Origin of the sequence: Lentzea terrae, assembly GCF_003265345.1 — a bacterium.
Taxonomy (GTDB): domain Bacteria; phylum Actinomycetota; class Actinomycetes; order Mycobacteriales; family Pseudonocardiaceae; genus Lentzea; species Lentzea terrae.
On the sequence record NZ_QFWW01000030.1, the window covers coordinates 244,926 to 267,779 of the forward strand.

23 protein-coding genes, 1 tRNA gene, 1 pseudogene and 2 riboswitches are annotated in these 22,854 nt (G+C 67.3%); of the genes and pseudogenes, 7 read left to right on the forward strand and 18 right to left on the reverse strand.

What is annotated here, in order from left to right; genetic code table 11:
• Positions 1–178 precede the first annotated feature (178 nt).
• Positions 179–922, forward strand: a pseudogene (locus DI276_RS53515) (recombinase family protein); the annotation flags it as partial.
• On the opposite strand, the gene DI276_RS51565 reads toward DI276_RS53515, so the two are convergent.
• From DI276_RS51565 to DI276_RS38220, 3 genes are all read right to left on the reverse strand, one after another.
• Positions 872–1,339, reverse strand: coding sequence for a hypothetical protein (locus DI276_RS51565; RefSeq protein ID WP_198681171.1), 468 nt, complete (start codon positions 1,337–1,339; stop codon positions 872–874). The pseudogene DI276_RS53515 and the gene DI276_RS51565 sit on opposite strands and share 51 nt — an antisense overlap.
• 458 nt (positions 1,340–1,797) lie before the next feature.
• A tRNA-Leu gene (locus tag DI276_RS38215) sits at positions 1,798–1,871 on the reverse strand.
• Between the two features lie 51 nt (positions 1,872–1,922).
• Positions 1,923–2,204, reverse strand: a complete 282-nt coding sequence (locus DI276_RS38220; protein WP_030466675.1) for a metal-sensitive transcriptional regulator — start codon at positions 2,202–2,204, stop codon at positions 1,923–1,925.
• Between the two features lie 323 nt (positions 2,205–2,527).
• Here DI276_RS38220 and DI276_RS38225 point away from each other — a divergent pair, with 323 nt between their 5' ends.
• The gene (locus DI276_RS38225; RefSeq protein ID WP_053737894.1) at positions 2,528–2,869 is read left to right on the forward strand and encodes a histone-like nucleoid-structuring protein Lsr2; all 342 of its coding nucleotides are present in this window, start codon (positions 2,528–2,530) and stop codon (positions 2,867–2,869) included.
• A 131-nt stretch (positions 2,870–3,000) separates the two neighbouring features.
• Here DI276_RS38225 and pabB read toward each other — a convergent pair whose 3' ends face one another.
• The 4 genes from pabB to DI276_RS38245 form a co-directional block, all read right to left on the reverse strand.
• Complete coding sequence (gene pabB, locus DI276_RS38230; protein ID WP_112272891.1) at positions 3,001–4,986, reverse strand: aminodeoxychorismate synthase component I; 1,986 nt, start codon at positions 4,984–4,986, stop codon at positions 3,001–3,003.
• Between the two features lie 93 nt (positions 4,987–5,079).
• Entirely contained in the window at positions 5,080–5,907 is an 828-nt protein-coding gene (locus tag DI276_RS38235) for a hypothetical protein (protein WP_112272893.1), read from the reverse strand.
• Positions 5,904–6,401, reverse strand: coding sequence for a SigE family RNA polymerase sigma factor (locus DI276_RS38240; RefSeq protein WP_112272895.1), 498 nt, complete (start codon positions 6,399–6,401; stop codon positions 5,904–5,906). The genes DI276_RS38235 and DI276_RS38240 overlap by 4 nt, the downstream gene beginning before the upstream one ends.
• A 31-nt stretch (positions 6,402–6,432) precedes the next feature.
• Positions 6,433–8,136 (reverse strand): glycoside hydrolase family 97 protein, encoded by a 1,704-nt coding sequence (locus DI276_RS38245; RefSeq protein WP_232837209.1) that lies wholly within the window; start codon positions 8,134–8,136, stop codon positions 6,433–6,435.
• Positions 8,137–8,292: 156 nt separating this feature from the next.
• Between DI276_RS38245 and DI276_RS38250 the strand changes: the two genes are divergently transcribed.
• From DI276_RS38250 to DI276_RS38265, 4 genes are all read left to right on the forward strand, one after another.
• A complete protein-coding gene (locus tag DI276_RS38250; RefSeq protein WP_332874738.1) occupies positions 8,293–9,477 on the forward strand; it encodes a metallophosphoesterase in 1,185 nt (394 codons plus the stop codon).
• Positions 9,478–9,585: 108 nt separating this feature from the next.
• Positions 9,586–10,752, forward strand: coding sequence for a type III PLP-dependent enzyme (locus DI276_RS38255; protein ID WP_112272899.1), 1,167 nt, complete (start codon positions 9,586–9,588; stop codon positions 10,750–10,752).
• 34 nt (positions 10,753–10,786) lie between these two features.
• Positions 10,787–11,182 carry an adenosylmethionine decarboxylase gene (gene speD / locus DI276_RS38260; protein WP_112272901.1) on the forward strand — a complete coding sequence of 132 codons (396 nt, stop codon included), beginning with the start codon at positions 10,787–10,789 and terminating at the stop codon, positions 11,180–11,182.
• Positions 11,183–11,211: 29 nt separating this feature from the next.
• Entirely contained in the window at positions 11,212–12,027 is an 816-nt protein-coding gene (locus DI276_RS38265) for a spermidine synthase (protein WP_112273446.1), read from the forward strand.
• 52 nt (positions 12,028–12,079) lie between these two features.
• Here the strand turns inward: DI276_RS38265 and DI276_RS38270 are convergent, their stop codons facing one another.
• The 5 genes from DI276_RS38270 to DI276_RS38285 form a co-directional block, all read right to left on the reverse strand.
• Positions 12,080–12,460, reverse strand: a complete 381-nt coding sequence (locus DI276_RS38270; RefSeq protein ID WP_198681172.1) for a hypothetical protein — start codon at positions 12,458–12,460, stop codon at positions 12,080–12,082.
• Between the two features lie 59 nt (positions 12,461–12,519).
• Positions 12,520–14,568, reverse strand: a complete 2,049-nt coding sequence (locus DI276_RS38275) for a S9 family peptidase (protein WP_112272902.1) — start codon at positions 14,566–14,568, stop codon at positions 12,520–12,522.
• A gap of 64 nt (positions 14,569–14,632) precedes the next feature.
• Entirely contained in the window at positions 14,633–15,013 is a 381-nt protein-coding gene (locus DI276_RS50465) for a hypothetical protein (protein ID WP_157985215.1), read from the reverse strand.
• A 363-nt stretch (positions 15,014–15,376) separates the two neighbouring features.
• A complete protein-coding gene (locus DI276_RS38280; protein ID WP_112272903.1) occupies positions 15,377–16,147 on the reverse strand; it encodes a DUF1295 domain-containing protein in 771 nt (256 codons plus the stop codon).
• Entirely contained in the window at positions 16,144–17,370 is a 1,227-nt protein-coding gene (locus DI276_RS38285) for an SAM-dependent methyltransferase (protein WP_232837233.1), read from the reverse strand. The genes DI276_RS38280 and DI276_RS38285 overlap by 4 nt, the downstream gene beginning before the upstream one ends.
• A gap of 154 nt (positions 17,371–17,524) precedes the next feature.
• Between DI276_RS38285 and DI276_RS38290 the strand changes: the two genes are divergently transcribed.
• Entirely contained in the window at positions 17,525–18,208 is a 684-nt protein-coding gene (locus DI276_RS38290; RefSeq protein WP_232837210.1) for a COG4315 family predicted lipoprotein, read from the forward strand.
• A gap of 163 nt (positions 18,209–18,371) precedes the next feature.
• Here DI276_RS38290 and glyA read toward each other — a convergent pair whose 3' ends face one another.
• The 6 genes from glyA to DI276_RS38320 all read right to left on the reverse strand — a co-directional run bounded on the left by glyA (position 18,372) and on the right by DI276_RS38320 (position 22,676).
• The gene (gene glyA, locus DI276_RS38295) at positions 18,372–19,637 is read right to left on the reverse strand and encodes a serine hydroxymethyltransferase (RefSeq protein ID WP_112272906.1); all 1,266 of its coding nucleotides are present in this window, start codon (positions 19,635–19,637) and stop codon (positions 18,372–18,374) included.
• A gap of 13 nt (positions 19,638–19,650) precedes the next feature.
• Positions 19,651–20,745 carry a glycine cleavage system aminomethyltransferase GcvT gene (gene gcvT, locus DI276_RS38300; protein ID WP_112272908.1) on the reverse strand — a complete coding sequence of 365 codons (1,095 nt, stop codon included), beginning with the start codon at positions 20,743–20,745 and terminating at the stop codon, positions 19,651–19,653.
• A gap of 99 nt (positions 20,746–20,844) precedes the next feature.
• Positions 20,845–20,929: riboswitch (glycine riboswitch) on the reverse strand.
• A gap of 1 nt (position 20,930) precedes the next feature.
• Positions 20,931–21,021: riboswitch (glycine riboswitch) on the reverse strand.
• 45 nt (positions 21,022–21,066) lie between these two features.
• Positions 21,067–21,369, reverse strand: coding sequence for a DUF3817 domain-containing protein (locus DI276_RS38305; RefSeq protein ID WP_112272910.1), 303 nt, complete (start codon positions 21,367–21,369; stop codon positions 21,067–21,069).
• Between the two features lie 14 nt (positions 21,370–21,383).
• Complete coding sequence (locus tag DI276_RS38310) at positions 21,384–21,767, reverse strand: hypothetical protein (RefSeq protein ID WP_112272912.1); 384 nt, start codon at positions 21,765–21,767, stop codon at positions 21,384–21,386.
• Between the two features lie 55 nt (positions 21,768–21,822).
• Complete coding sequence (locus DI276_RS38315; protein ID WP_112272914.1) at positions 21,823–22,314, reverse strand: helix-turn-helix transcriptional regulator; 492 nt, start codon at positions 22,312–22,314, stop codon at positions 21,823–21,825.
• 164 nt (positions 22,315–22,478) lie between these two features.
• Entirely contained in the window at positions 22,479–22,676 is a 198-nt protein-coding gene (locus DI276_RS38320; RefSeq protein ID WP_112273452.1) for a hypothetical protein, read from the reverse strand.
• Positions 22,677–22,854 lie beyond the last annotated feature (178 nt).

The window sequence follows — 22,854 nt, forward strand, 5'->3', positions numbered from 1 at the left end:
CGGCATGCCGACAGCCTTGCTGCGCAACGAAGTCCGAGTAGCCTTCCTCGCTCGAACGTCCACGGACGACCAGCAAGATCCGCGCCAGTCCATGTTGCGGCAGCTCGGAAACTGCAAGGCGGCCATCCCTGAGTCGTGGGTGATCGTCACGCACTTCTACGACGTCGAGTCAGGCCGCATGGAACTCGACCAACGTGGTCGTGGTGAGAACTACGAGCGCTACGACATCCCGATCGCTCGTGACGGCGGCGTCGCCGATCTGCTCGACGAAGCCACGCATCCAGGCCGCCGATTCGATGTCGTGATCTGCGAGAGCGTCGCGCGAGTCGCCCGCCGCACCTTCGAGGGTCTCTCGATCGAACGGGAGTTGGAACGAGTCGAGGTCCCGCTGTTCGCCTCCAACGAACCGATCACACTGACCGGGAGTCGAGCGCAGCGAATTCTGCAGCGGCGGATCAACCAGTCGGTGGCTGAATACGAGGTCCTCAACACCCTCGAACAGTCCTGGGGCGGACTGTGCACGCACGTGCGCGAAGGCTGGAACATCGGCAAACCGCCGTACGGCTACAAGGCCAAGATCTACCGCCACCCCAACCCCACCAAGGCCGTCAAGGGTCAGACCAAGACACGGCTCGAGCCCGACGGCCTGCAGGGCGAGACTGTCACGCAGATGGCCGCGTGGCGCTATCACGAAGGTCTCGGCTATGACACCATCGCCGACCGTCTGAATGCCGACCCCGCCAAGTACCCGCCACCCGTGCCGCCCGGCAAGGTCCGGGCACGTGGGGCCTGGGGCAAGACCAGCGTCTACGAGATCCTGCGCAATCCCAAGTACACCGGCTACCAGGTGTTCAACCGCCGCGCCTCCCGCTCACGACGCGGCAAGATCAACGATCCGGTCAAGTGGGTCTGGTCCACCGAGCCCGCGCACGAACCGCTGATTCCGAAGTGGATGTTCGACGAGCTCAACGCGCGGCGGCAAATCAAGCGGGGCTCGCGCGACGGCAACGAGCTGAACAGCCACCCCGAGACCACCCGTACGTACGTGTTTCGCGGCATGGTGTTCGACTCCTGCGGGCGCCGGATGTTCGGCAGCCAACGCGGCGAGCGCGCCTACTACCTGTGCTGGCCACGCAACAACAACCGCGGCCGCCCCGACAACTACCCCAACCACGCCAAGACGGTCTACATCCGCGAGAGCAAGCTGCTCGACGCGATTGCCGCGTTCTACGCCGACAGGGTCTTCGGCCCACACCGCCGAGCGATCCTCGCCGCCGAACTCGCCACGGTCGACGACCGGCAGACCCAGGAACGACAGGCCCAGCGAGAGCGACTGCAACGCAGCATTGCCGATATCGCTCGCCGCCAGGACACCATCCTGCGGCAGGCACAGAGCGGCGATCCCGATGACCCGTTCAGCCGAGGACTGCGCCAGAGCTACAACGACCTCGAAACCGAGAAACAGGCCTCCCTGGCCGCCGTCACGGAACTCGACGCCATCGACGATGCCGAGCCCGCCAAGCCCAGCGAAGAGGACGTCAACCTGATCGACGCGCTCCCACGGCTACGAATCGACCTGGCCAAGGCACCCGAGAAGTTGCTGCGGAAGCTGTTCGACACCACCCAGCTGACCATCCGGCTACATCCGGACAGCAACTACGTGACTCTGACCATCAAACTGCCGGCCGACCGGCTCACCGCCATCGCCGGAGCTGCGGAAAGGATCGACGAAATGTCCCAAGACGCACAGAAACCCGAGACCAGCGCGGTCACGGGCTCCTGTGTGGACGTTGTACGTGCCCCCGGTGCGACTCGAACGCACACTGGACGGATTTTGAGTCCGCTGCCTCTGCCGATTGGGCTACGGGGGCCTAACGGGGTGAACTCTAGCGGATCAGTCCACCGGGTTAACGACCGACCCTCTAGGACTTCACCAAGCGTCCGATCGCCGCCGACGCCTCGGCCAGCTTCTCCTCCGCCACCGGGCCGCCTTCGGCCGCCGCCTGCGCCACACAATGCTTCAGGTGCTCGTCGAGCAACCCCAGCGAGACCGCCTGCAGGGCCTTCGTGGCCGCGGAGATCTGGGTGAGGACGTCGATGCAGTATTCGTCGTTCTCGACCATGCGCTGGAGGCCGCGGATCTGTCCCTCGATGCGGCGCAGTCGCTTGAGGTATGCGTCCTTGTCCGCGGTGTACCCGTGCATCGGCTCCTGACCTTCCCTACCCCTGGCGGGTATGTCGAGGATACCTGCACCGGATGGGGGTGCGTTATGTGCAACGCTGCTCCGTCAGCGGGAATGGGGAAGCGTCCGGCAAGCCCAGCAACGGGCCGAAGTGAGACGACTAGCAGGTCATTTTGGACCCATAACACCCGTGCGGTTTACCGGGTAAATGCCCCGACCGGGCGGTTGGGTCACATTTTAGCGGCGAAAGGTTCGCCGTTTTTCGCCGTGTGGACTATGGTGTTGTCGAAGCACGTGGTTACGTCGAGGATCCGCGTGCTATGTGAGTACCCAACGGAGGAACAGTGGCACAGCAGACCGTCGTCCAACTCATCGACGACCTCGACGGCGGAGAAGCCGACGAGACCGTGACCTTCGCACTTGACGGTGTCGAGTACGCCATCGACCTGTCGAAGGGAAATGCGGAGCGGCTTCGCGAGTCGCTGGCGGACTTCGTCGCCAAGGCTCGTCGTGCGGGTGGCCGCAAGCAGCGCAAGGGCACCGGCAAGTCCACGGTGAAGGCCACCGACAAGGCCGAGGCGCAGCGCATTCGTGACTGGGCTCGCGCGCAGGGGCACCAGATCTCGGACCGCGGTCGCATTCCGCAGAACCTGGTTGTGCAGTTCCAGGAAGCACACGCCTCCTGACCTGCGCGAACACGCGAGGTTTCCACACGTCGGCCGGGGCGCCGGCCGACGTGTTAACCAAGTTGACCGAGTTCAACCCCATCAGGATCAAACACAGTCCGGTTCGTTCACACCATCCCCGGAACGTGGGATCAACGACCCGGAAAGTGCGCTCCGAACAGGCGTAACACCGCAGTAGCCTTGACCGCTGTCTCCTCGAATTCCTCGTCGGGGTCCGACAGCGAGATGACAGCCCCGCCGACGCCGAAACTGACCTGGTCGCCGTTCGTCACGAGCGTTCGGATGACGATGCTGAAGTCGGCGGCGCCGTTGAGCGAGAAGTAACCGAGCGCTCCCGAGTACACCCCACGTGGACCGGCTTCCAAGCCATCAAGGATCTGCATGGTCCGGATCTTCGGTGCACCGGTCATCGAACCACCGGGAAACGCGGCTCGAACACATCGGACGGCAGAACTGTCCGGTCGAAGACGTGCCCGCACGGTGCTCACCAATTGGTGTACGGTCGCGTAGGTCTCGACGTCGAACAACCGCGTCACCTCGACCGAACCCACTTCCGCGCACGTGCCGAGATCGTTGCGGACGAGGTCCACGATCATCAGGTTCTCGGCCCGGTCCTTGACCGAACGGGCCAACGTTGTGCGCAACATCTCGTCGTCCGCCGCATCAACACCTCTGGGGCGTGTCCCCTTGATCGGCGATGACTCGACGACACCATGTCGGTCAACCCGGATAAATCGTTCGGGTGACGTGCTGAGCACGGACAGTTCACCGAAACGCAGCAACGCACCGAACGGAACGGGATTTGCGGCGCGAAGCAGCCGATAAGTGTCCCACGGGTCGAGCGTTGCCCGCCACGACATCATGTTCGTCAGGCAGGCCTCGTACGTCTCCCCCGCCGTGATCTCTTCCTGGCACGCGCTGATCAGCTTCAGGTAGTGCGCGCGCGGATGCCGCAACGTCACGGCGGACACGGCTGGGTGCGCCGGTTCCTCCAACGGCCGCAGATCCGACAGAACGGCCGAAACCTCATCGAACCAGGCGTCATCCGTCAGCGACATCAAATAGACGCACTCATCAACGTGATCGATGACCACGGCACGATCAGCGAACACGAACGAGGCGTCAGGTTGTTCCGCGCGATGGGCGAAGTCGCCGCCGCACTCCGCCTTCAGCTCGTAGCCGAGGTATCCGACCCACCCAAGTGCGAAGTCGAACGGCACGTCAGGCTGCTCCACGCCCCACGCCGCGATGTCCTCGTCCAGCCACGAGAAGAAGGACGGACAGGGCAGGCGCACGCCATCGACCGTGAGCGTCTGATCCGGCACGGAGTACTGCGCAACGCGCGCGAGCGGCCCCGAAGCGTCCCCCATGAACGAGAACCGGCCGCCGGCCCCGCTGTCCAGCCAGAACGACGTCCCAGCAGCCCCGTGGAGCGCCGCGAACGTTTCTTCGGCATCGATGGCCGGGTCGAGGCGCCGGACGTGCACAGGGCGCTTCTGAGGCGCTGGACGAACCAGTACCGGCTCCGGCACGGCAGCGGAACGAGTGGGCGTCAGCGCGCCGAAGTTCGCGAGCATCTCGCGGCCGAAGTCGGTGCAGATCGACTCCGGGTGGAACTGCACACCCCACGCGGGCCGGTCGAGAGCGCGCACGCCCATCAGCACGGAGTCGTCGCTCCACGCGATGGCCTCCAAAGAAGAAGGCAGATCCGTGACGGCCAACGAGTGATAGCGCACGACGTCCAACGGCGACGGCAGCCCAGCGAACACGTCGACGCCCGTGTGTGTCACCGGCGAGACGATCCCGTGGCGTGGCACGGGCGCAGGGCCCACCACAGCGCCGTAGGACTGGCACAGGCCCTGATGCCCCAGACAAACGCCCAGCAACGGAATCTCGGCGTGGTCGATCACCGCTCGGCAGATGCCGAAGTCGGCGGGATTGCCGGGCCGGCCGGGCCCCGGCGAGATCACCACGTTGTCGAACGACCGCAGTGAGGCAAGCCGGAATCGCGGGTCGTCGTTGTGGACGACCACGGGCTCGGCTCCGTTCACCTCAGCGAGGTGCTGGAAGAGGTTGAACGTGAACGAGTCGTAGTTGTCGATGAGGAGAGTGCGCATTGCAAGACGGCACTCTACCTGCCAAAACACCCGAAAAGAGCAACGAGAGAGGGCGGCCACAAACGTGACCGCCCTCCTAAATAACTCACCGACTCAGCCGCCGACGCGGAACCTCGGATCCGTCGCCAGCTCGGCCAGCTGCTGCTCGGTGAACACCGGCACGTCCAGCTCCGGCTGTCCACTGCCCCCGTACTTGTCGTCCTGCGCCACGAACACGATCTGCCCGTCGTTGGCCCGGTACGCGGCCCACTTGTCGAACGAGTCGCGATCGCTCGTGTTGCGCTGCACGACGCCGACCCGGAGGCCCTTGACGTCGACCACCTGGCATTCCCCGCCCATGCCCCAGAACGTCTTGGCGACAGCGCACGGCTCCGTGGGCATCCTGGGGTTGGGCGTGGAGACCTCGACGAGCAGCCAGCCCACCTTGCCGTCCTTGCGCACAGGTGTCTGCGCCATGTACTCCCAGACCTCGGGCACCGCGCCCTTGTCGGACGCCACCTGTCCCTGAGTGCGCTGCATGTCGCTGCCGGAGTCCGGGTACTTGAGCTGCGGGGCGTCGTACCCCGGCGGCACCACGCCTTTCAGCTCTTCCAGCAGCTTGTTCGCCCGGTCCGCCTGAGGCCCGTTCGTGGCGGTGCGGTCGGTCTGGCCGAGCGGCCACTCCGAGCCCCACTCCGTCTGCGGCAGCAGCTTCCCCGCGCCCATCATGATGTCCCTGCCCAGCCCTGGGTTCATCGCGAACGCCGACCCGACACCGAGCCCCACGACGAGCACCGCGACCGCGGCGGCCACCAGCGAGGCCCTGCGCCTCGACCTGGCACTGTGCGCGGCGTCGAGGGCCCGGCCGGGGTCCATCGACGGTGGCGGGCTGCTCGCCACCAGCACGCGCTCGAAAGCGTTCCTGAGGTCCTGTTCGTTCATCGAACCCTCTCCTGACCAACGAGCAGACCGCGCAGCGTCTGCAGCCCCCGCGCGGCCTGGCTCTTCACCGTTCCCTCCGAACACTTGAGGATCTCCGCCGTCTGTTCGATCGACAGGTCCTCCCAGTACCGCAGGACGAGGCACGCGCGTTGCTTGGGAGGCACCTTCGCCAGCGCCTCCAGCAGCACCATGCGCTCCTCGGGGAAGGCTCCCGGTGGAGCGGGTGAGTCGGTGAGCTCGTCGCTCACCGCCTCGAACCGGAACCACCCGCGCCGCCGCTCGGACAGGTACGTCCGCACCAGGGTCTGCCTGGTGTAGGCGTCCATGGCCTCGTGCCGTTCAATGCGCCGCCACGCGAGATAGATCTTCGTGAAAGCGGTTTGCACGAGGTCTTCCGCTCGGTGCCAGTCACCGCACAGCAGATATGCCGTGCCGCGCATGGCGTCGGAACGGGCCGCGAAGTACTCCTGGAACGCGGCGTCCCGCTCACTCATCCGATCCTCCCCACCTGCGGTACCGGACTAATCACGCCACCTGAGGCCTGGCGGGTTGCATGAACCTGACGGTGAATCCGCCGTCTTTCGCCACCGGCAGGGACAGCGTGGCACCGGCTGTGACGGTCCGCGTGCCGAACGTGAGCTTGCGGTCGGATCCGTCCGAGTAGATCTCCGCGGTCCACGTGCCGCTGCCCAGGAAGGACAGCGGGACGTCGAGCGTCCTCGCGTTGCCGGCCACGTTGGCGCCGACGTACCACTCGGCACCGTTCCTGCGCGCGATGACGGCGAGCGCGCCCGGATCGCCTGCCAGCAGCTTCGTCTCGTCCCAGACCGACGGCACGGTCTTGAGCAGCCGTTCCGCGATCGGGTACTTCGGGTAGTTCGAGACCCTGTCCGCGAAGTGCTGCAGGCCCGACTCGTAGATCACCGACAGCGCGAGCTCGGCGGCGTCGCTGTTCGTCCGCACGCCGCTGAACGTGACCGGGGTGAAGTCCATCGAGCCGGCGAGGTTCCTGGTGAACGGCAGGGTCAGGTAGTGCGAGACCGGGTACGGCTGCCGGCCGGGCCGTGGTTTGACGCCCTCTGCGCCGCGCACGCCCTCGTAGCTCATGACGTGCGGCCAGGTGCGTTCAGTGCCGCGCGGGACGGTCGAGCCGTGGAAGTTGACCATCAGCCGGTGCTTGGCCGTCGCGGCGAGGATCGCGTCGTACCAGCGCATCCTGGCCTGCGAGTCGGAGTTCATGAAGTCGATCTTCAGGCCGGTCGCGCCCCACCGCTGCCACTGGGGCAGCTTCGAGTCGCGCTCGGACGCGGTGTCGAGGTCGCTGTAGTGCACCCACAGCTGCACGCCCACGTTGCGTTGGGCGCCGTACCGGATGAGCTCCTGGACCTGGCCGGAGCCCCAGTTCTTCCACCCGGAGTCGACCAAGATGTGCTCCCAGCCCTGTTTCGCCGCGTAGTCGACGTACTTCTTCTGCAGCGCGAGGTCGCCCGTTCCGTCGCCCCACCACGACCACGCGGAGATGCCCGGCCTGATCCACGAGGTGTCGCCGGCCTTGTTGGGACTGGCCAGGTCCGTGGTGAGGTCGGACTCCACGACCGTGGCGAGGTCGCCGACGATCAGCGTGCGCCACGGCGTCGTGCCGTTGCTCTGGGTCTGGGCGTCCGGCAGCGTGAGCTGGAACCTGTTGTTCTTCAACGTGATTCGGCTCGCGCCGTAGTCGCCGGTGAGATCGGACTCGGTGAGCAGCAGCCACGTTCCATCCACTTGGAACAACGACGGGTAGCCGTACGCGACCTGCGGTGCCTGCGCGACCGTGGTGTGGGTGTGGATGCTCTCGTAGTCCTGCCTGCCGTTGTCCCACGGCAGCAGCACGGCTTTCGCGCTCGCCGGCACGGCGAAGTCGGTGGCCTCGCCGGTGACCGTCGCGGACTTCCCGAGCGCGTAGCGGTACCCGAGTCCGTCGGCCGAGACGCGGAGGACGACGTCCAACCGTTCGGTGCCTTTCGTGAAACGGAGCGTGGTCTCGTTCGCGTCCACCTGGTGCTGACGGCGGCGTCCGGACGCGGTGGCGTACTGCTCCCGCACGGTCCGATCACTGCGGCTGACGAACTGCAGACCGGTGCTGAGGTCGGCGTTCGTCGTGCGCAGGCCGAGTGCCGACGGGTTCAAGAAGGTTTTCTCAGCTTTGGCCGCCGAAATCGACAGCGCGCCGTTATCTGCCAAGGTCACGGTGGCACTGACGTCGGTGTGCGCGACCTTCCACGATTGCGCAGCGTGTGCGGGAGGTGTCAACACGAACACCAGCAGTGACGCCGCGAGTAATGCGGACCTCATGTGGGTCCCTCCAACGATCACGCCCGCGGCAGCGAAAAGCATACTGATGTCGTGATTTTCCTGTTGCTCCTCGGAGTCCCGGTCGCGCTGGGCCATCTGTACCTGTGGCGCCGGCTGGTCGTGGACACGACGCGCCCCCGCACGCTCGGGCGCCGCATCGGCACGTTGGCCATCATCGGGGCGTTCGTGCTGCTGATGAGCGCGCTGGTCGTCACGCGACGGGTGCCGCCGGAGTTCGGGAAGTTCTTCGCCTGGCCGGGGTTCGTGTGGCTCGCGGTGCTGTTCTACCTGGCCATCGCACTGGGAATCGCCGAAATTCCGCGCCGGATTCTGCTGAAGCGAGCAACCCTCACGCCCGCGTCCGTCGGCGTCGGCCCTGACCCGGTCGAGCCGGTCGAGGTCGTGCCGGACCCGTCGCGGCGGCTGTTCATCTCGCGCTCGGTCGCGATCGGCTCCGGCATCGCGGCGGGCAGTGTGGTCGGGTACGGCATGACGCAGGCGCTGGGCGCTCCGCAGGTGCTGCAGGTCCCCGTGACGCTGGACAAGCTCCAGAAGTCCATGTCGGGCTTCCGGATCGCGGTCGTGAGCGACATCCACCTCGGGCCGCTGCTCGGGCGTTCGCACACCGAGCGGATCGTGCGGATGATCAACGAGCAGGAGGCCGACCTCGTCGCGATCGTCGGTGACCTCGTGGACGGCACGGTCGCCGAGCTGGGCGAGGCCGCGGCGCCGTTGCGAGACCTGGTGTCCAAGCACGGCAGCTTCTTCGTGACGGGCAACCACGAGTACTTCTCAGGTCACGAGCCGTGGCTGCGCGAACTGGACAAGCTGGGCGTGAACCCGTTGCGCAACGAGGGTTTGACCGTTGCGGGTGGCCTCGAGCTCGTGGGCGTGAACGACGTGATCGGCGAGTCCTACGGCGACGGACCGGACTTTGAGCGCGCTCTCACCGGCCGTGACCGGAACAACCCGATTGTCCTGTTGGCGCACCAGCCCGTGCAGGTCAGTGCCGCGTCTTCACGCGGCGTCGACCTCCAGTTGTCCGGCCATACACACGGCGGTCAGATGGTGCCGTTCAACTTCGTCGTGCCGTTGCAGCAACCCAGCGTCGCGGGGCTGTCGAAGGTGGACGACACGTGGCTCTACGTCAGTCGTGGCGCGGGTTTCTGGGGTCCGCCGGTGCGCGTGGGCGCCCCTCCGGACATCACGATGATCGAGCTTCGTTCTGCTGGCTAAATCACACTCGCGCCGACTGGATTGCGCGATTGCGGTGTGGAGGCCGTAGAGTGGACGGCCGTGCCCGCGTACGGACCGCGAGGCGGATGAAGGGGGAACCCTGGGGAAATGACCGAGAGCTTCGCCGTCGATCGGCGCAACGAGGCAGAGGCTCGTATTCGGCGTTTCCTGGACCAGGAGCACCCGTCGACACCGTGTCTGGTGATCGACCTCGAGACGATCCGTACGCGCTACCAGGCAATTCACGCGGCGCTGCCGTCCGTCGACATCTTCTACGCGGTCAAGTCGAACCCCGAGTCCGACGTGGTCGGCACGCTGGTCGCCGAGGGCTCGCAGTTCGACGTGGCGTCGCCCGCGGAGATCGACCTGTGCCTGGCGCGCGGCGCCGCACCGTCGTCGATCTCCTACAGCAACCCCATCAAGAAGGCCGCTGACATCGCGTACGCCCACTCGCGCGGGGTGCGGCTGTTCGTGTCGGACAGCGAGCAGGACGTGCGGTTCGTGGCCGAGCACGCGCCCGGTTCGTCCGTGCTGGTCCGAATCCTGGTGCACAGCAAGGGTTCCACGTACCCGTTCGGCAACAAGTTCGGTTGCGATCCCGAGATGGCGACGGATCTCTTGCGGCTGGCGCACGAGTTGGGGCTCGTTCCTCTTGGCGTGGCGTTCCACGCCGGTTCGCAGCAGCTCTCGGTCTCCGGCTGGGACTCCGGCATCGCCGACGCCGCTTTGATCGCGGCAAAATTGCGTGCGGAAGGCATCGAGACCACCACCGTGAACTTGGGCGGTGGCCTCCCGGCGGTGTATCAAGAAGACACGCCGTCGCTCGAGTCCTTCGCCGCTGCCATCGAGGCTTCGATCGCACGACACTTCGGTGCCGTGCGGCCGCGGGTGATGATCGAGCCCGGCCGGGCGATCTCCGCAGCCGCCGGGATGATCCGCTCGTCCGTCGTGCTGGTGTCGCGGAAGTCCTATTCGGACGAACGCCGCTGGGTGTACCTCGACATCGGCCGCTACCAGGGCCTCGCCGAGACCGAGGGCGAGGCGATCGCGTACGAGTTGCGAACCTCGCGCGATGGTGGTGCTGTGGGACCAGTGGTGATCGCGGGCCCGACGTGCGACGCGGACGACGTGATCTACCAGCACACGCGTTACGACCTGCCGCTGGAGCTCGCGGCCGGCGACCACGTGGACATCCTCTGTGCGGGCGCCTACACCTCCTCATATTCGTCCGTGTGCTTCAACGGTTTCCCGCCGTTGGCCACGTACTGCATCTAAGTCTGTTGGCAATTCACATAGTTTGGAGTGATTGATGTCCGAAGCGCCCTGTCAGACCGAGGAAACCGTCGGTTTGTTCGCGGGACAGCACGTACTTGCAGAGCTCTCGGGTGTGAGTGCCGATCTGCTCGACGACGAGCAGTTCCTGCGACACGCCCTTGGTGAGGTTCTCACGCAGGCCGACGCAACGGTGCTGGAGGTGATCTCCAAGAAGTTCGATCCTCAAGGAGTCACCGTGCTGGCTCTGCTGTCGGAGTCCCATGCGTCGATCCACACGTATCCCGAAGTGGGGTCGGTGTTCGTCGACGTGTTCACCTGCGGTACTCGTGCGAAACCCGCGCTTGCCGTCCAGCTACTCGCTGACGCCCTGGGCGCCGCTCATGTGAGCACGGACGTCGTCACTCGTGGCATCAAGGAGCACGCCGCGTGAACACCATCAACGAGCCGCTCGCCGAGGGCATGACCCGGCACTGGCGAGTGGACGAGGTGTTGGTCGATACCAAGACCGACTTCCAGCACCTGGTGATCGCCCGCACGGCCCAGGGCGTGTCGCTGTTCTGCGACAACGACCGCCAGTCGACGGAGTTCAGCCAGCTGACCTACCACGAGGCCTTGATGGTGCCGGCGTTGCTGCTGGCCGATTCCGTCGAGCGCGTGCTGGTCATCGGCTCCTCCGAGGGCGTCGTGTGCCAGATGGCCGTGCAGCACGGCGCGTCGGTCGTCGACCACATCGACATCGACGAGCAGGCCGTTCGGCTGTGCGCCGAGCACCTGCCGTACGGGTACACCCTGGACGAGCTGGCTGCCGCCGAGCGCGGTGACGGCCCGATCCGCGTGCAGTTCATCGACGGGTTCGAGTACATCCGCACGACGTCCGAGAAGTACGACATCGTGCTGGTGGACCTGCCCGACGAGCGCGAGGAGGAGGCGCAGCACAACCGCTTGTACGGCGCCGACTTCCTGCGCATGTGCAAGGCGCTGCTGCGCCCGGGCGGCGTCGTCGTCAACCAGTCCGGCTGCCAGACGATGTGGCGCAACACCACGCTGATCCGCTCGTGGCAGCGGTTCAACGAGGTGTTCGACACCGTCGCCTACTACGGCTCCGACGAGCACGAGTGGGCGTACCTGTTCGGGCGTGCCGACGTGGTCGAGGACCCGACCGCGCTGATGGTCTCGCGGTTGGCAACCGCTGGATACCAGCCGGAGTCGATCGACGACCTGGCGTTGCTCGGGAACAGCATTCCGCCGTACCGGGTGCGGCAGTCGCTGGCCTGAGTTCTGCTGTTGCGAGGGGCGCTTCCCGTTGGTTCGGGAGGCGCCCCTTTCGCTATTTCTCGAGCGCTACCGCTGCGCAGATCGTGGCTGCGAGCCAGATGACCGGGCCGACCAGGCCGCCGACCAGGTCCACGTGGCCAGGCAACACGTGGTAGACGACGAACGCCACGTCGACGACACCGAGCACGACCGTGTTGAGCCAGAAGCCGACCGGGCTGTTCACGCGGTTGAGGGTCAGCGCCACGAAGATCGCTTGAGCGCCCAGGACCGTCACCGCGACGAAGTACAGCAGGCTTTCTGCGGCCAGTTCGTTCGTCGGTGCGCCGTCGGACAGGTCGCTCACGACCATCGACGCACCGAGGCCCATGTGCAGCAGACCCCAGAGCACGTACAGCGCGACGGAGGCCGTGCGCGCGTTGATGTTCCTCCCCATGGCGGTGAAGCGTGCCGTGGGGAGGAACTGCGGACACTGGGGCTGGCCCTACCCCGGCCTCAGCTCAGCGCCTGCCTGAGGAAGTCGACCTGAAGCAGCAGCAGGTTCTCAGCGACCTGTTCCTGCGGGGTCATGTGCGTGACGCCGGAGAGCGGCAGCACGGTGTGAGGGCGGCCCGCGGCGAGCAACGCGTTGGAGAGGCGCAGGGTGTGCGCGGCCACCACGTTGTCGTCGGCCAGGCCGTGGATGATCATCAGCGGGCGGGAGAGCTTGTCCGCGTCGGCGATGAGGGAGTTCGCGTCGTAGACCTCCGGCTTGTCGTCGGGGTGGCCCAGGTAGCGCTCGGTGTAGTGGGTGTCGTAGAGGCGCCAGTCGGTGACCGGGGCGCCGGCGATGCCCGCGTGGAAGACGTCCGGGCGGCGCAGGACGGCGAGCGCTGCCAGGTAGCCGCCGTAGGACCAGCCACGGATGCCCACGCGGGTCAGGTCGAGGTCCGGCTCGATGGCCGCGGCGGCCTGGAGGGCGTCCACCTGGTCTTCGAGGGTGGCGCCGGCGAAGTCGTAGGCGATGGCGCGTTCCCAGGCGAGGCCTCGGCCGGGGGTGCCGCGGCCGTCGGCGACGATCACCGCGAAGCCCTGGTCCGCGAGCCACTGGGAGGCCAGGAAGGCGTTCTGGGACTTTGTGACGCGCTGGGCGTGAGGGCCGCCGTACGGGTCCATCAGGACCGGGAGCTTGGTGCCCGGCTGGTGGTCCGACGGGAGCAGGAGGGCTGCTTTGATGCCGCGTTCGCCCAGCGACAGCATTCGTGGCGCCGCCTTGAGGACCGGGGTGTCGGCCCAGGACTCGATCTCGTGGTCGTGGACGGTCACCTTGGTGCCGAACCGGTCCAAAGTGGCCGATGCGAGCACAACCGTTTCGCCGCCCCGAATCGCGGTGTGGACGCCGTCCTCGGTGGACAGCTTTTCGGTCTTGGCGCCCACCTCGTAGACGTGCGTCTGGGTCGGGTCGTCGGCCGAGGCGGCGATCAGGATCGAGTCGTCGGCGATGTCGAGGACGCGGCGCACCTGCAGACCGGCGGTCACGACGTCGTCGCCGATCTGGAGGGCGTACTCGTCGCCGTTGCCGACGATGCGCACGAGGCGGCCGTCCGGGGTCCAGGCGGGGGCGCCACCCGTGACCTCGATCCACGTCGGGTCGGTCTCGGTGACGAGCTCGGAGACGGCGCCGGTCTCCGGGGCCAGCGAGTAGATCTTGCGGGTGCGCTGGTCGCGGGTCTGCGTGGTGATCAGCGGGGCGCCACCGGACGACCAGTGCACGTCGTTGAGGTAGTCGAACTCGAGCAGCACGGGGACGAAGGTGCCGTCCAGCGACACGACGTGCAGCGAAACGTTTGCGTTGGCGGTGCCGGCGGCCGGGTAGGCGATCTCGGCGGCGGCCGTGGCGGGGTTCGCCGGGTCGGCGATGTACCAGCGCTGGACCGGGGCGTTGTTCACGCGCGCGGCGATGAGGCGAGTGCCGTTCGGCTCCCACCAGTAACCGCGGTAGCGCGACATCTCCTCGGCCGCGATGAACTCGGCCAGGCCGAACGTCACGTCCTCGCCGTCGGGCACGGCGACCGCGTAGTCGTCGCCCGATTCGAGTTCGACGACCCTGAGCGTCCCGCGCGTGACGTACGCCACACGCGCGCCCGTCGGGTCGACGCGCGGGTCGATGACGCCGCCATCGGTCGGCAGCTCGCGGACCGCGCCGTTGACGAGGTCGGCCACGAACAGCCGGCCCGACAACGCGAACGACGCGACCGTCGCGTCCTTCGACAACGCGTACCCGACGATGCCCGCGCCGGACTCCCGCGTGCGCTCGCGGCGGGCCTTCTCCTCGGCCGGCAGGTCCTCCGGGTCGGTCAGCAGCTGTGCCGGATCGGCCAGCAACCGTTCGACGCCGGTGGCCGTGTTCAGCTCCCAGAGCCCGTTCGCACGGCTGGTGGCCGTGACCGGACGCAGGAAGAAGACACGTGCCCCGTCTGACGACACCGCGAAGGTCCTGGGTGCGCCTACGGTGAACCGCTGGGTGCGCGCCTGTTGGCGCGGGAAGGAGATGTCGTTGCCCACCCGCCCACACTAACCCGCGCACGTGTGCGGCACGGGTGCCGTGACGTGCGCTACCTGGCGCGATTCAGACCTGGTGGGGGTTGCGGGGACGGTGGTGGGCGCGGGCTCGCTCGGTGCCGCGCAGACTGGATGGACGCTTGCCGGACGCGGTGCTGGGACTGTGCCGGGAGCGGGCTCGCCTGGCGCCGCACAGACCGGAAGACGCGATGCGCGGCCGGTGCCGGGAGCGGGCCTGCCCGGCGCCGCACAGACCGGAAGACGCGATGCGCGGCCGGAGCCGGAAGCGAGCTTGCCCGGCGCCGCACAGACCGGAAGACGCGATGCGCGGCCGGAGCCGGAAGCGAGCTTCCCTGGCGCGGGGCGGACCGCGTGGACGGTGCCGGAACCGCCGCTGGACCAGCGCGACGAGCAGGTCCGTCAAGCGCCGTGCAGACCGGACGGACACTGCGCACACCGCCAAGACTCCGCCGGAAACAGGCGTGCCCGACACAGCGCAGACCGGAAGACACGATGCGCGGCCGGAGCCGGAAGCGAGCCCTCCCTGGTGCAGTGCACACCAGGCAGACGGTGCCGGAACCCGCCGCTCGACCAGCACGACGAGCAGGTTCGCCAAGCGCCGTACAGACCGGACGAACATTGCGCGCACACCGCCAAGACTCCGCCGGAAGCAGGCGTGCCCGACGCAGCGCAGACCGGATCGACGCTGCCGCAAGCGGTGCCGGGCCGGTGCGGCGAGCACGCCGCCGGAACTCGGCGGTGCGCCCGAACGCGCCCGGCGAGTGCGCAACTCCCGCCTGGGCGAGGGCAGCTAGCGAGCGGCCCTGCGTGGAGGCAGGGGAACGAAGCCGCTCGTCCGCCGCACGTACTCGGCGTACGCGGGGCGGCGCGACACGATGTCCTTCTCCAGCAACGGTTTGCCGGTGCCCTTGGCCAGCAGCCACGTCATGATCACCGGGCCGATGATCGTGAGCGCGGCCGGCCACGAGTGCAGCGCGAACAGGTAGAGGCCCCACCACACGACGGCGTCGCCGAAGTAGTTCGGATGCCTTGTGTAGCGCCAGAGTCCGCCGTCCATCACGGCGCCCTTGTTCGCCGGGTCCGCTCGGAACCGGGAGAGCTGCCAGTCACCAATGGCCTCGAAGGCGAAGCCGACCATCCACACGCCAGTGCCCACCCAATCTAGCACTCCGAACGGGGCCGAAAGATGCGCGGCCGCCTGCACCGGCAGCGACACGATCCACATCAGCACGGCCTGGATCAGGTACACGCGGTACATCCGCAGGCGGGGATTTCCCTTGGCACGCCTCAAGATGTCCTGGTATCGGGGATCTTCGGGCTTGCCGGAGTTGCGCACGAAGATGTGCACGCCCAGGCGTACGCCCCACACCACCGTCAGCAGGGCGACCAGCCCCTGGCGAGTTGGTTCGCCCTCCGCGAACAGCAGCCCGACAACCGCGATCACGGCGAAGCCAGGGCCCCAGGCCGAGTCGATCAGGTCGTAGCGGCGGCGGGAGTCTGCGTACAAGAACAGGGCGCTGAGCAGGACCAGGACAACCAGGAAACTGATCAGGAAGCTCATCGGGCCACCAGCTCACGGCGCACGCGCGGCATACCGCTCCGGCCGGCCGGGCTTCGGCGCACCGCGAGGATCTGGTCCACGCCCATCCGTCCTTCCTCGAACGTCAGCGCGCCGCCCGCCAGGTACAGCCGCCACACTCGAGCCTGTCCCTCGCCGACCAGCGCTACGACCTCGTCCCACCGGTCTTCCAGTGTCTGGGCCCACGCCCGCACGGTCCAGACGTAGTGCTCGCGCAAGGCGTGCACGTCGCGGATCTCGAAGCCGGCACTCTCGAGGAACCCTGTTGTGGAGCTGACAGGTCGCATGTGCATGTCCGGCGCGACGTACGACTCGATGAACGCGCCGCCGCCGGGTGCGGTGCGGCCGCGCGACATCTGTTGCAGCAGCAGGCGTCCCTCGGGCTTCAGCAACCGGTACAACGTCGAGGCGTACGTCGGGTAGTTGCGTTCACCTACGTGCTCGCCCATCTCCACACTCGAGATCGCGTCGAACGGTTCACCCGAAACGTCACGGTAGTCCTGCAGCCGCACCTCGACGCGGTCCTGCAGGCCTTCCGAAGAGACCCGGTCGAGGATGTGCGCGCGTTGCTGGGCTGAGATCGTGACGCCGACCGCGTGCACGCCGTACGAGCGAGCGGCGTGGATGATCATCGAGCCCCAGCCGCAGCCGACGTCCAGGAGCCGCATACCCGGTTGCAGGTCGAGCTTGCGGCAGATGAGGTCCAGCTTGTTGTGCTGCGCCTGCGCGAGCGAGTCCGATGAGGACGCGAAGTAGGCGCACGAGTAGGCCATGCTCGGGTCGAGCACGAGCTGGTAGAAGGCGTTGCTCAGGTCGTAGTGGTGCGAAATGGCATCGCGGTCGCGGGCCTTGGTGTGCAGGGCGCCGCGCAGCCGTGCTTCCTCACGAGGCGCGGACGGGTTGGGGCCCAACACTTTCAACCCCAATGCAAGTTTTGCGACCTCCAGCAAACGAGGGCGCCTGGTGACACCGCGTCGCACGAGACCCCAGATCTGCGCGAGACCCAGAGCGAGATCACCCTCGACATCGAGCTCCCCGCTCACGTATGCGCGCGCGAGACCGAGCTCGTTCGGGCTCCAGACGAGCCGGCGCAGCGCGTCGCGGGACCGGATCACGAGGACGGTGCCGTCCTGCGGACCCGCCACGCTCCCGTCCCACGCCCGAATTCCGATCGGCAATCTCGAACCCAGCACCCGTTCGGCCATTCCTGCCAGCTGACCAGCGACGACCACCCTGCACCTCCTGCACGACCTGGCTCCGCCAGACGTTCGGGACGGCAAGAGGTTCGGTTCGTTTCTGAACCGAGACGCAACCACGGCCGTATGGCCTCGATAGAGCGAACGGACGGACAAGGAGGACATGAGTGTGATCCGACGTAACCGCATTGCCATCGGGCTCGCAGCGGGGCTGGCAGTTGTGCTGGGTCTGGGTGTCTGGAGCGCAACGGGTAGCGGCACCAACTCGAAGCCGGTGGCACAGACCGAAACTGACCTGGGCGTCCTCGGTGACTACGGCGACGTGGGAGCGCCCCCGGTACTCCAGGAGCCCGCTCAGGCGCCCGAAGCCCCTGTGCAGCAGCAGGCACCGGAAACCCAAGCGCCTGCCGCACAGCCCCCGGCGGCGCAGCCACCCGCTGCTGCCCCGGTGAGCAACCTGAAGCTGGTCGGCAAGGCGGTCGACAAGATGGGCATGGTGGTCCAGGACGGTGACGGCCGGACCCTGTACCGCTTCGACAAGGACACCCCGAAGCCGGAAGGCAAGTCCAACTGCAACGGCCAGTGCGCCCAAACGTGGCCGCCGTTCCTGTCGGACCAGATTCCGCAGCTCGAGGGCGTCGACTCGAAGCTCGTCTCGCTGATCACCCGTGCGGACGGCAAGAAGCAGGTCGCGATCGACGGCTGGGCTCTGTACACGTACTCGAAGGACCCGGCACCGGGCAAGTGGGCCGGCCAGGGCGTTGGTGGCACCTGGTTCGTGATCCAGCCCGACGGCAAGCGCAACGTGGAATGCCTGCCCCCTGGCGTCACGGCACCGGCGGCGTAACCCCCAAAGCATCCCGTTAGGACGGTCCAACTGAGACACACAACACCCTGAACGGACAGACCCCGGCCCTGGGGAAGGGGCCGGGGTTCCCGTCGTTTCGCTCTCGCTCAGAAAACCGAAGGGGCGCCACCGGAATTCCGGTGGCGCCCCTTCGGTTTGCGGCTCAGAGCGTCGAGTACAGCGGGTGCTTGGCCGCCAGCACCTCGACGCGGGCGCGCAGCTCGTCGAGCGCCGCACCCGGCTTCAGCGCCTCCGCGATCACGTCGGCGACCTCGGCGAAGTCCACCTCGCCGAACCCGCGCGTGGCCAGCGCCGGCGTGCCGATGCGCAGACCGGAGGTGACCATCGGCGGACGCGGGTCGTTCGGGACGGCGTTGCGGTTGACCGTGATGCCGATCTGGTGCAGCACGTCCTCCGCCTGCTTGCCGTCGAGCTCGGAGTTCACGAGGTCGACCAGGACCAGGTGGACGTCCGTGCCGCCGGTCAGCACCTTCACACCCGCGGCCGCGACGTCCGGCTGGGACAGGCGATCAGCGAGGATCTTCGACCCCTCCAGCGTGCGGCGCTGGCGGTCGGCGAACTCCGGCGAGGCGGCGTGCTTGAACGCCACGGCCTTGGCGGCGATCACGTGCTCCAGCGGACCACCCTGCTGGCCGGGGAAGACCGCCGAGTTGATCTTCTTGGCGATGTCCGCCTCGTTCGACAGGATCACGCCACCACGGGGACCGCCGAGGGTCTTGTGCGTCGTGGTCGTCGTGACGTGCGCGTGCGGGACGGGCGACGGGTGCAGGCCCGCGGCCACGAGGCCGGCGAAGTGGGCCATGTCGACCATCAGGTAGGCCTCGACCGAGTCCGCGATGCGGCGGAACTCGGCGAAGTCCAGCTGACGCGGGTAGGCGGACCAGCCGGCCACGATCAGCTTCGGGCGGAACTCCTGCGCCAGGCGCTCGACCTCAGCCATGTCGACGCGGCCGTCGGAGTCGGAGACGTGGTACGGCACGACGTTGTAGAGCTTGCCGGAGAAGTTGATGCGCATGCCGTGGGTCAGGTGACCGCCGTGCGCGAGGTCCAGGCCGAGGATCGTGTCGCCTGGCTGGAGCAGCGCGAACATGGCAGCGGCGTTGGCCTGCGCGCCCGAGTGCGGCTGGACGTTGGCGAAACCGGCGCCGAACAACGACTTGATGCGCTCGATGGCGAGGCGCTCCACGACGTCGACGTGCTCGCAGCCGCCGTAGTAGCGGCGGCCGGGGTAGCCCTCCGCGTACTTGTTGGTCAGCACCGAACCCTGTGCCTGCAGCACCGACACCGGCGTGAAGTTCTCCGAGGCGATCATCTCGAGGGTGCCCTGCTGGCGCGCCAGCTCGGCGGCAACGGCCTCGGCGACCTCGGGGTCGTACTCCGCGAGGGAGGCGTTGAACTGCTCGGACATCTGGAAGATCTCCCTACTTGGCGCGCTTGTAGAACGGAAGTGCGACGACCTCGACCGGCTGCTTCTTGCCGCGGACGTCCACCAGCAGTTGGGTGCCGGGCTCGGCACTCGCCTTCGACACGTAGGCCATCGCGACCGAGTAGCCGAGCGTCGGGGACAGGGCGCCCGAGGTGACCTCGCCGACGACCTCGTCACCGTTCAGCACCGCGTAACCGTGCCGCGGGGCGCGACGCTCGGGGGTCTTCAGGCCGACCAGGACCGAGTCCACACCGGACTCGGCGACCTTGGACAGCGCGTCGCGGCCCACGAAGTCGCCCGGCTTGTCGAGCTTCACGACACGGCCCAGGTTGGCGTGGTACGGCGTCAGCGACGTGGTCAACTCGTTGCCGTACAACGGCATGCCGGCTTCGAGGCGCAACGTGTCGCGGCAACCGAGCCCGCACGGCTTCAGCTCGTGCGCCGCACCGGCCTCCAGCAACGCCGCCCACACGGCGGAGGCGTCGGCGGGCGCGACGAACAGCTCGAAGCCCTCCTCACCCGTGTAGCCCGTGCGCGCGAGCAGTGCGTCGACACCGGCGACCTTGGACGGGTAGGAGGCGTAGTACTTGACCGTCGAGAGGTCCGTGTCGGTCAGACCCGAGAGGATCTCCACCGACTTCGGCCCCTGGATCGCGATCAACGCGTAGTCGGTCGACTTGTCCGTGACGACGGTGTCGAACCCGGCCGCGCGCTCGACGAGGGCCTCCGCGACCACGAGAGCGTTCGAGGCGTTCGCGACGACCATGAACTCCTCGTCGCCCAACCGGTACACGATCAGGTCATCGACGACGCCGCCGTCGGCCTGGGTGATCATCGTGTAGCGCGCCTTGCCGACTGCCAGCGCCGAGATGTGGCCGACCAGCGCGAAGTCGAGCGCCTCGCCGGCCTGCGGTCCGGTCAGCACGATCTCACCCATGTGCGTGAGGTCGAACAGGCCGGCGGTGGTGCGCACCGCGTGGTGCTCGGCGAGCTCGCTCGAGTAGCGCAGCGGCATCCGCCAGCCCGCGAAGTCGGTGAACATCGCGCCGAGCTGCTCGTGCTCGGCGTTCAGAGGCGTGAGGCGGGACATCAGAACGCTCCTCCAGGGTGCGCCGAAGAGCCGGACCAGGCCGGCTGAGGCAACAGAAGAATGACACGGTCCATCGGAGACTCCTCTTCCAGAGCAGCCTCCCCCTCTGTCATGAGCCTGAGAGCTTCGCCACCGGAGTGGCTTGCACCGTGGGCGAGGCGGAACCGCCTGCTTTCCAGAGTTGCCTTCGTCGTGCGGTATCTGTGCCTGAGAGATTCCGGGGAGGAGTTGCTCCTTCGGCGCCCCTGCGAGAGGGGTCTCTTCCGCGCGACATCGACGGCCGTGTTCAGTTGATAGCCCCAGACGCTAGCAGGCCGAACGTCACAGCGGCACGCCCTGCGCGGTCTTCTCGACCACCTTGCGCTCGGCCCAGAACGACAGGAACGGGATCGTCCCGGCGAGCAGCACGAGGGCGGTGCCCTTGATCGACCAGCGCAGCTTGAGCGCCAGGTCGACGGAAATCACCAGGTAGATGGCGTACAGGAAGCCGTGGACCGGTCCGACGACCTTCATCATCCCGCCCATGTCCGCGGCGTACTTGAGCACCATCGCCACGACCAGCAGGAGCAGGAAGACACCGACCACGTAAGCCATGACCCTGAACCGGGTCAACGCACCCTTCATCTGCCCGCCTTCGCTCAACGACCGTCCCGCGCGTTGAGGTCCGCGAGCATGCGGTTGTAGGCCGCGAGCTCCGCGTCTTCCGGATCGTCGAAGTGCTCGACGGGCGCGGGTTTGACGGCGTCAACCGTAGTCACCGGCTTCTGCTCGGGCGCAACCGGCTCCGGTGCGGAGAGAGCCTCGTCACGACGCTGGCGCGCCAAGCGGCGGAAGCGCCACACCATGAAGAGCGGGAAGAGGCCGAAAAGCGGCCACTGGAGCACGTAACCGAGGTTCTGGAACGTGCCGCTGGCGGACTCGAAGCGCTGCCACTGCCACCACGCGAGCCCGCAACACACCACGAGGGCGATCAGGCACAGAAACCCGATCAGGATCCGCTGGGGTGTAAGGAGGCCGCGCACGGCCTCCAGACTACTTGGGTACGGGGCTGCCGCCTCCGACAGCCCGTTCCACCTACTACGCCACGCCGTCCCGGCGCTGCCTCTGCAGACGTGCGACGCACCAGGCTGCGGCAGAACCGCGGCGAAGGTGCTGGAGAACCGTCATCGGTCCCAGGCGCCTCCCGAGATCGGCAGGAGTCAGGCCCGCCGCGCGGTAGTCGAGCGCGCGCTGGTCCAACGGGCTGATGCCCGCGTCCCACCACTGCTCGGCCTCGGCGACATCGCCAACCAGCTGCCAGTAGCTCGCTGCGGCAGCGAGCAACGCCTCGGGTGCCTCCGGCGCCCGCTTGCGCATCGCGGCCACGTAGGCCGGATCCGCCGAGTCGACCTTGACCAAGCCACGCGACCCACCCTTGCCTCCCCGCTGCACGGGGATGCCTGGCGCCGAGGGGGGAGCCTCCGCGAGCCACGCGTTCTTGATCCGGTTCACCTCCTGCATCTCTGCGTCATCAGACCGTTCAGCCGCCCACTGCTGCAACAGCTCGTGGACCCCGGAGTCCTCGACCATCCATGCCTCCTCGTCGGTCGGGGATCGGCCATTGCAGCGGAAGGTATTCGGTAGGTCTGACAATCGCCAGACCCTGAATCCCCAGAACACCCGTTACCAGTGCGTGATTGGCCTCATTCCACCCATCCGGCTCAACCTGGACAGCCGAGGATCACCCAGCGTCACTAGGCGACGGGGGTCGCCGTGCCGAAGAGGCTCCTGATGAAGGTGATGATCGACTCCGCGCCCTCACGCAGCCAGCCGAGCACCGTCTGGACCGCACCAGCGGACTCCTCGGGCCGGGTGATCAGGAGGAACAGCACCAGCGCGACAGCCGCCAGCACTAGCACCTTCTTGAGGTTCACAGGTACCTCTCCGTCCATGTCGCTCACAGGTGAGGCGGCGGACCGCCCGTGTCACCCGACATGGTCCCTCATTCACCCTTGCGATGAACAACGACCACGCCCTACCGGTTCCAGGATCCACCAGCGACGCACGCCTACGCGACGGGGAATGTCACCCGAATGGCGGCTAAAGAGGTCTCTGTCCAGCGCCGATGTC

Bases quoted from the DNA above. Each gene is read 5' to 3' on its own strand.
- DI276_RS38240 (WP_112272895.1), bottom strand. From the start codon at position 6,401: ATGAGTGAGCGGGACGCCGCGTTCCAGGAGTACTTCGCGGCCCGTTCC.
- DI276_RS38270 (WP_198681172.1), bottom strand. From the start codon at position 12,460: ATGGGGAGGAACATCAACGCGCGCACGGCCTCCGTCGCGCTGTACGTG.
- DI276_RS38280 (WP_112272903.1), bottom strand. From the start codon at position 16,147: ATGAGCTTCCTGATCAGTTTCCTGGTTGTCCTGGTCCTGCTCAGCGCC.
- DI276_RS38255 (WP_112272899.1), top strand. From the start codon at position 9,586: ATGACCGAGAGCTTCGCCGTCGATCGGCGCAACGAGGCAGAGGCTCGT.
- DI276_RS38320 (WP_112273452.1), bottom strand. From the start codon at position 22,676: ATGGACGGAGAGGTACCTGTGAACCTCAAGAAGGTGCTAGTGCTGGCG.
- DI276_RS38220 (WP_030466675.1), bottom strand. From the start codon at position 2,204: ATGCACGGGTACACCGCGGACAAGGACGCATACCTCAAGCGACTGCGC.
- gcvT (WP_112272908.1), bottom strand. From the start codon at position 20,745: ATGTCCCGCCTCACGCCTCTGAACGCCGAGCACGAGCAGCTCGGCGCG.
- DI276_RS38315 (WP_112272914.1), bottom strand. From the start codon at position 22,314: ATGGTCGAGGACTCCGGGGTCCACGAGCTGTTGCAGCAGTGGGCGGCT.
- speD (WP_112272901.1), top strand. From the start codon at position 10,787: ATGTCCGAAGCGCCCTGTCAGACCGAGGAAACCGTCGGTTTGTTCGCG.
- pabB (WP_112272891.1), bottom strand. From the start codon at position 4,986: ATGCGCACTCTCCTCATCGACAACTACGACTCGTTCACGTTCAACCTC.
- DI276_RS38290 (WP_232837210.1), top strand. From the start codon at position 17,525: ATGAGTGTGATCCGACGTAACCGCATTGCCATCGGGCTCGCAGCGGGG.
- glyA (WP_112272906.1), bottom strand. From the start codon at position 19,637: ATGTCCGAGCAGTTCAACGCCTCCCTCGCGGAGTACGACCCCGAGGTC.
- DI276_RS38305 (WP_112272910.1), bottom strand. From the start codon at position 21,369: ATGAAGGGTGCGTTGACCCGGTTCAGGGTCATGGCTTACGTGGTCGGT.
- DI276_RS38285 (WP_232837233.1), bottom strand. From the start codon at position 17,370: ATGGCCGAACGGGTGCTGGGTTCGAGATTGCCGATCGGAATTCGGGCG.
- DI276_RS38265 (WP_112273446.1), top strand. From the start codon at position 11,212: ATGACCCGGCACTGGCGAGTGGACGAGGTGTTGGTCGATACCAAGACC.
- DI276_RS38235 (WP_112272893.1), bottom strand. From the start codon at position 5,907: ATGAACGAACAGGACCTCAGGAACGCTTTCGAGCGCGTGCTGGTGGCG.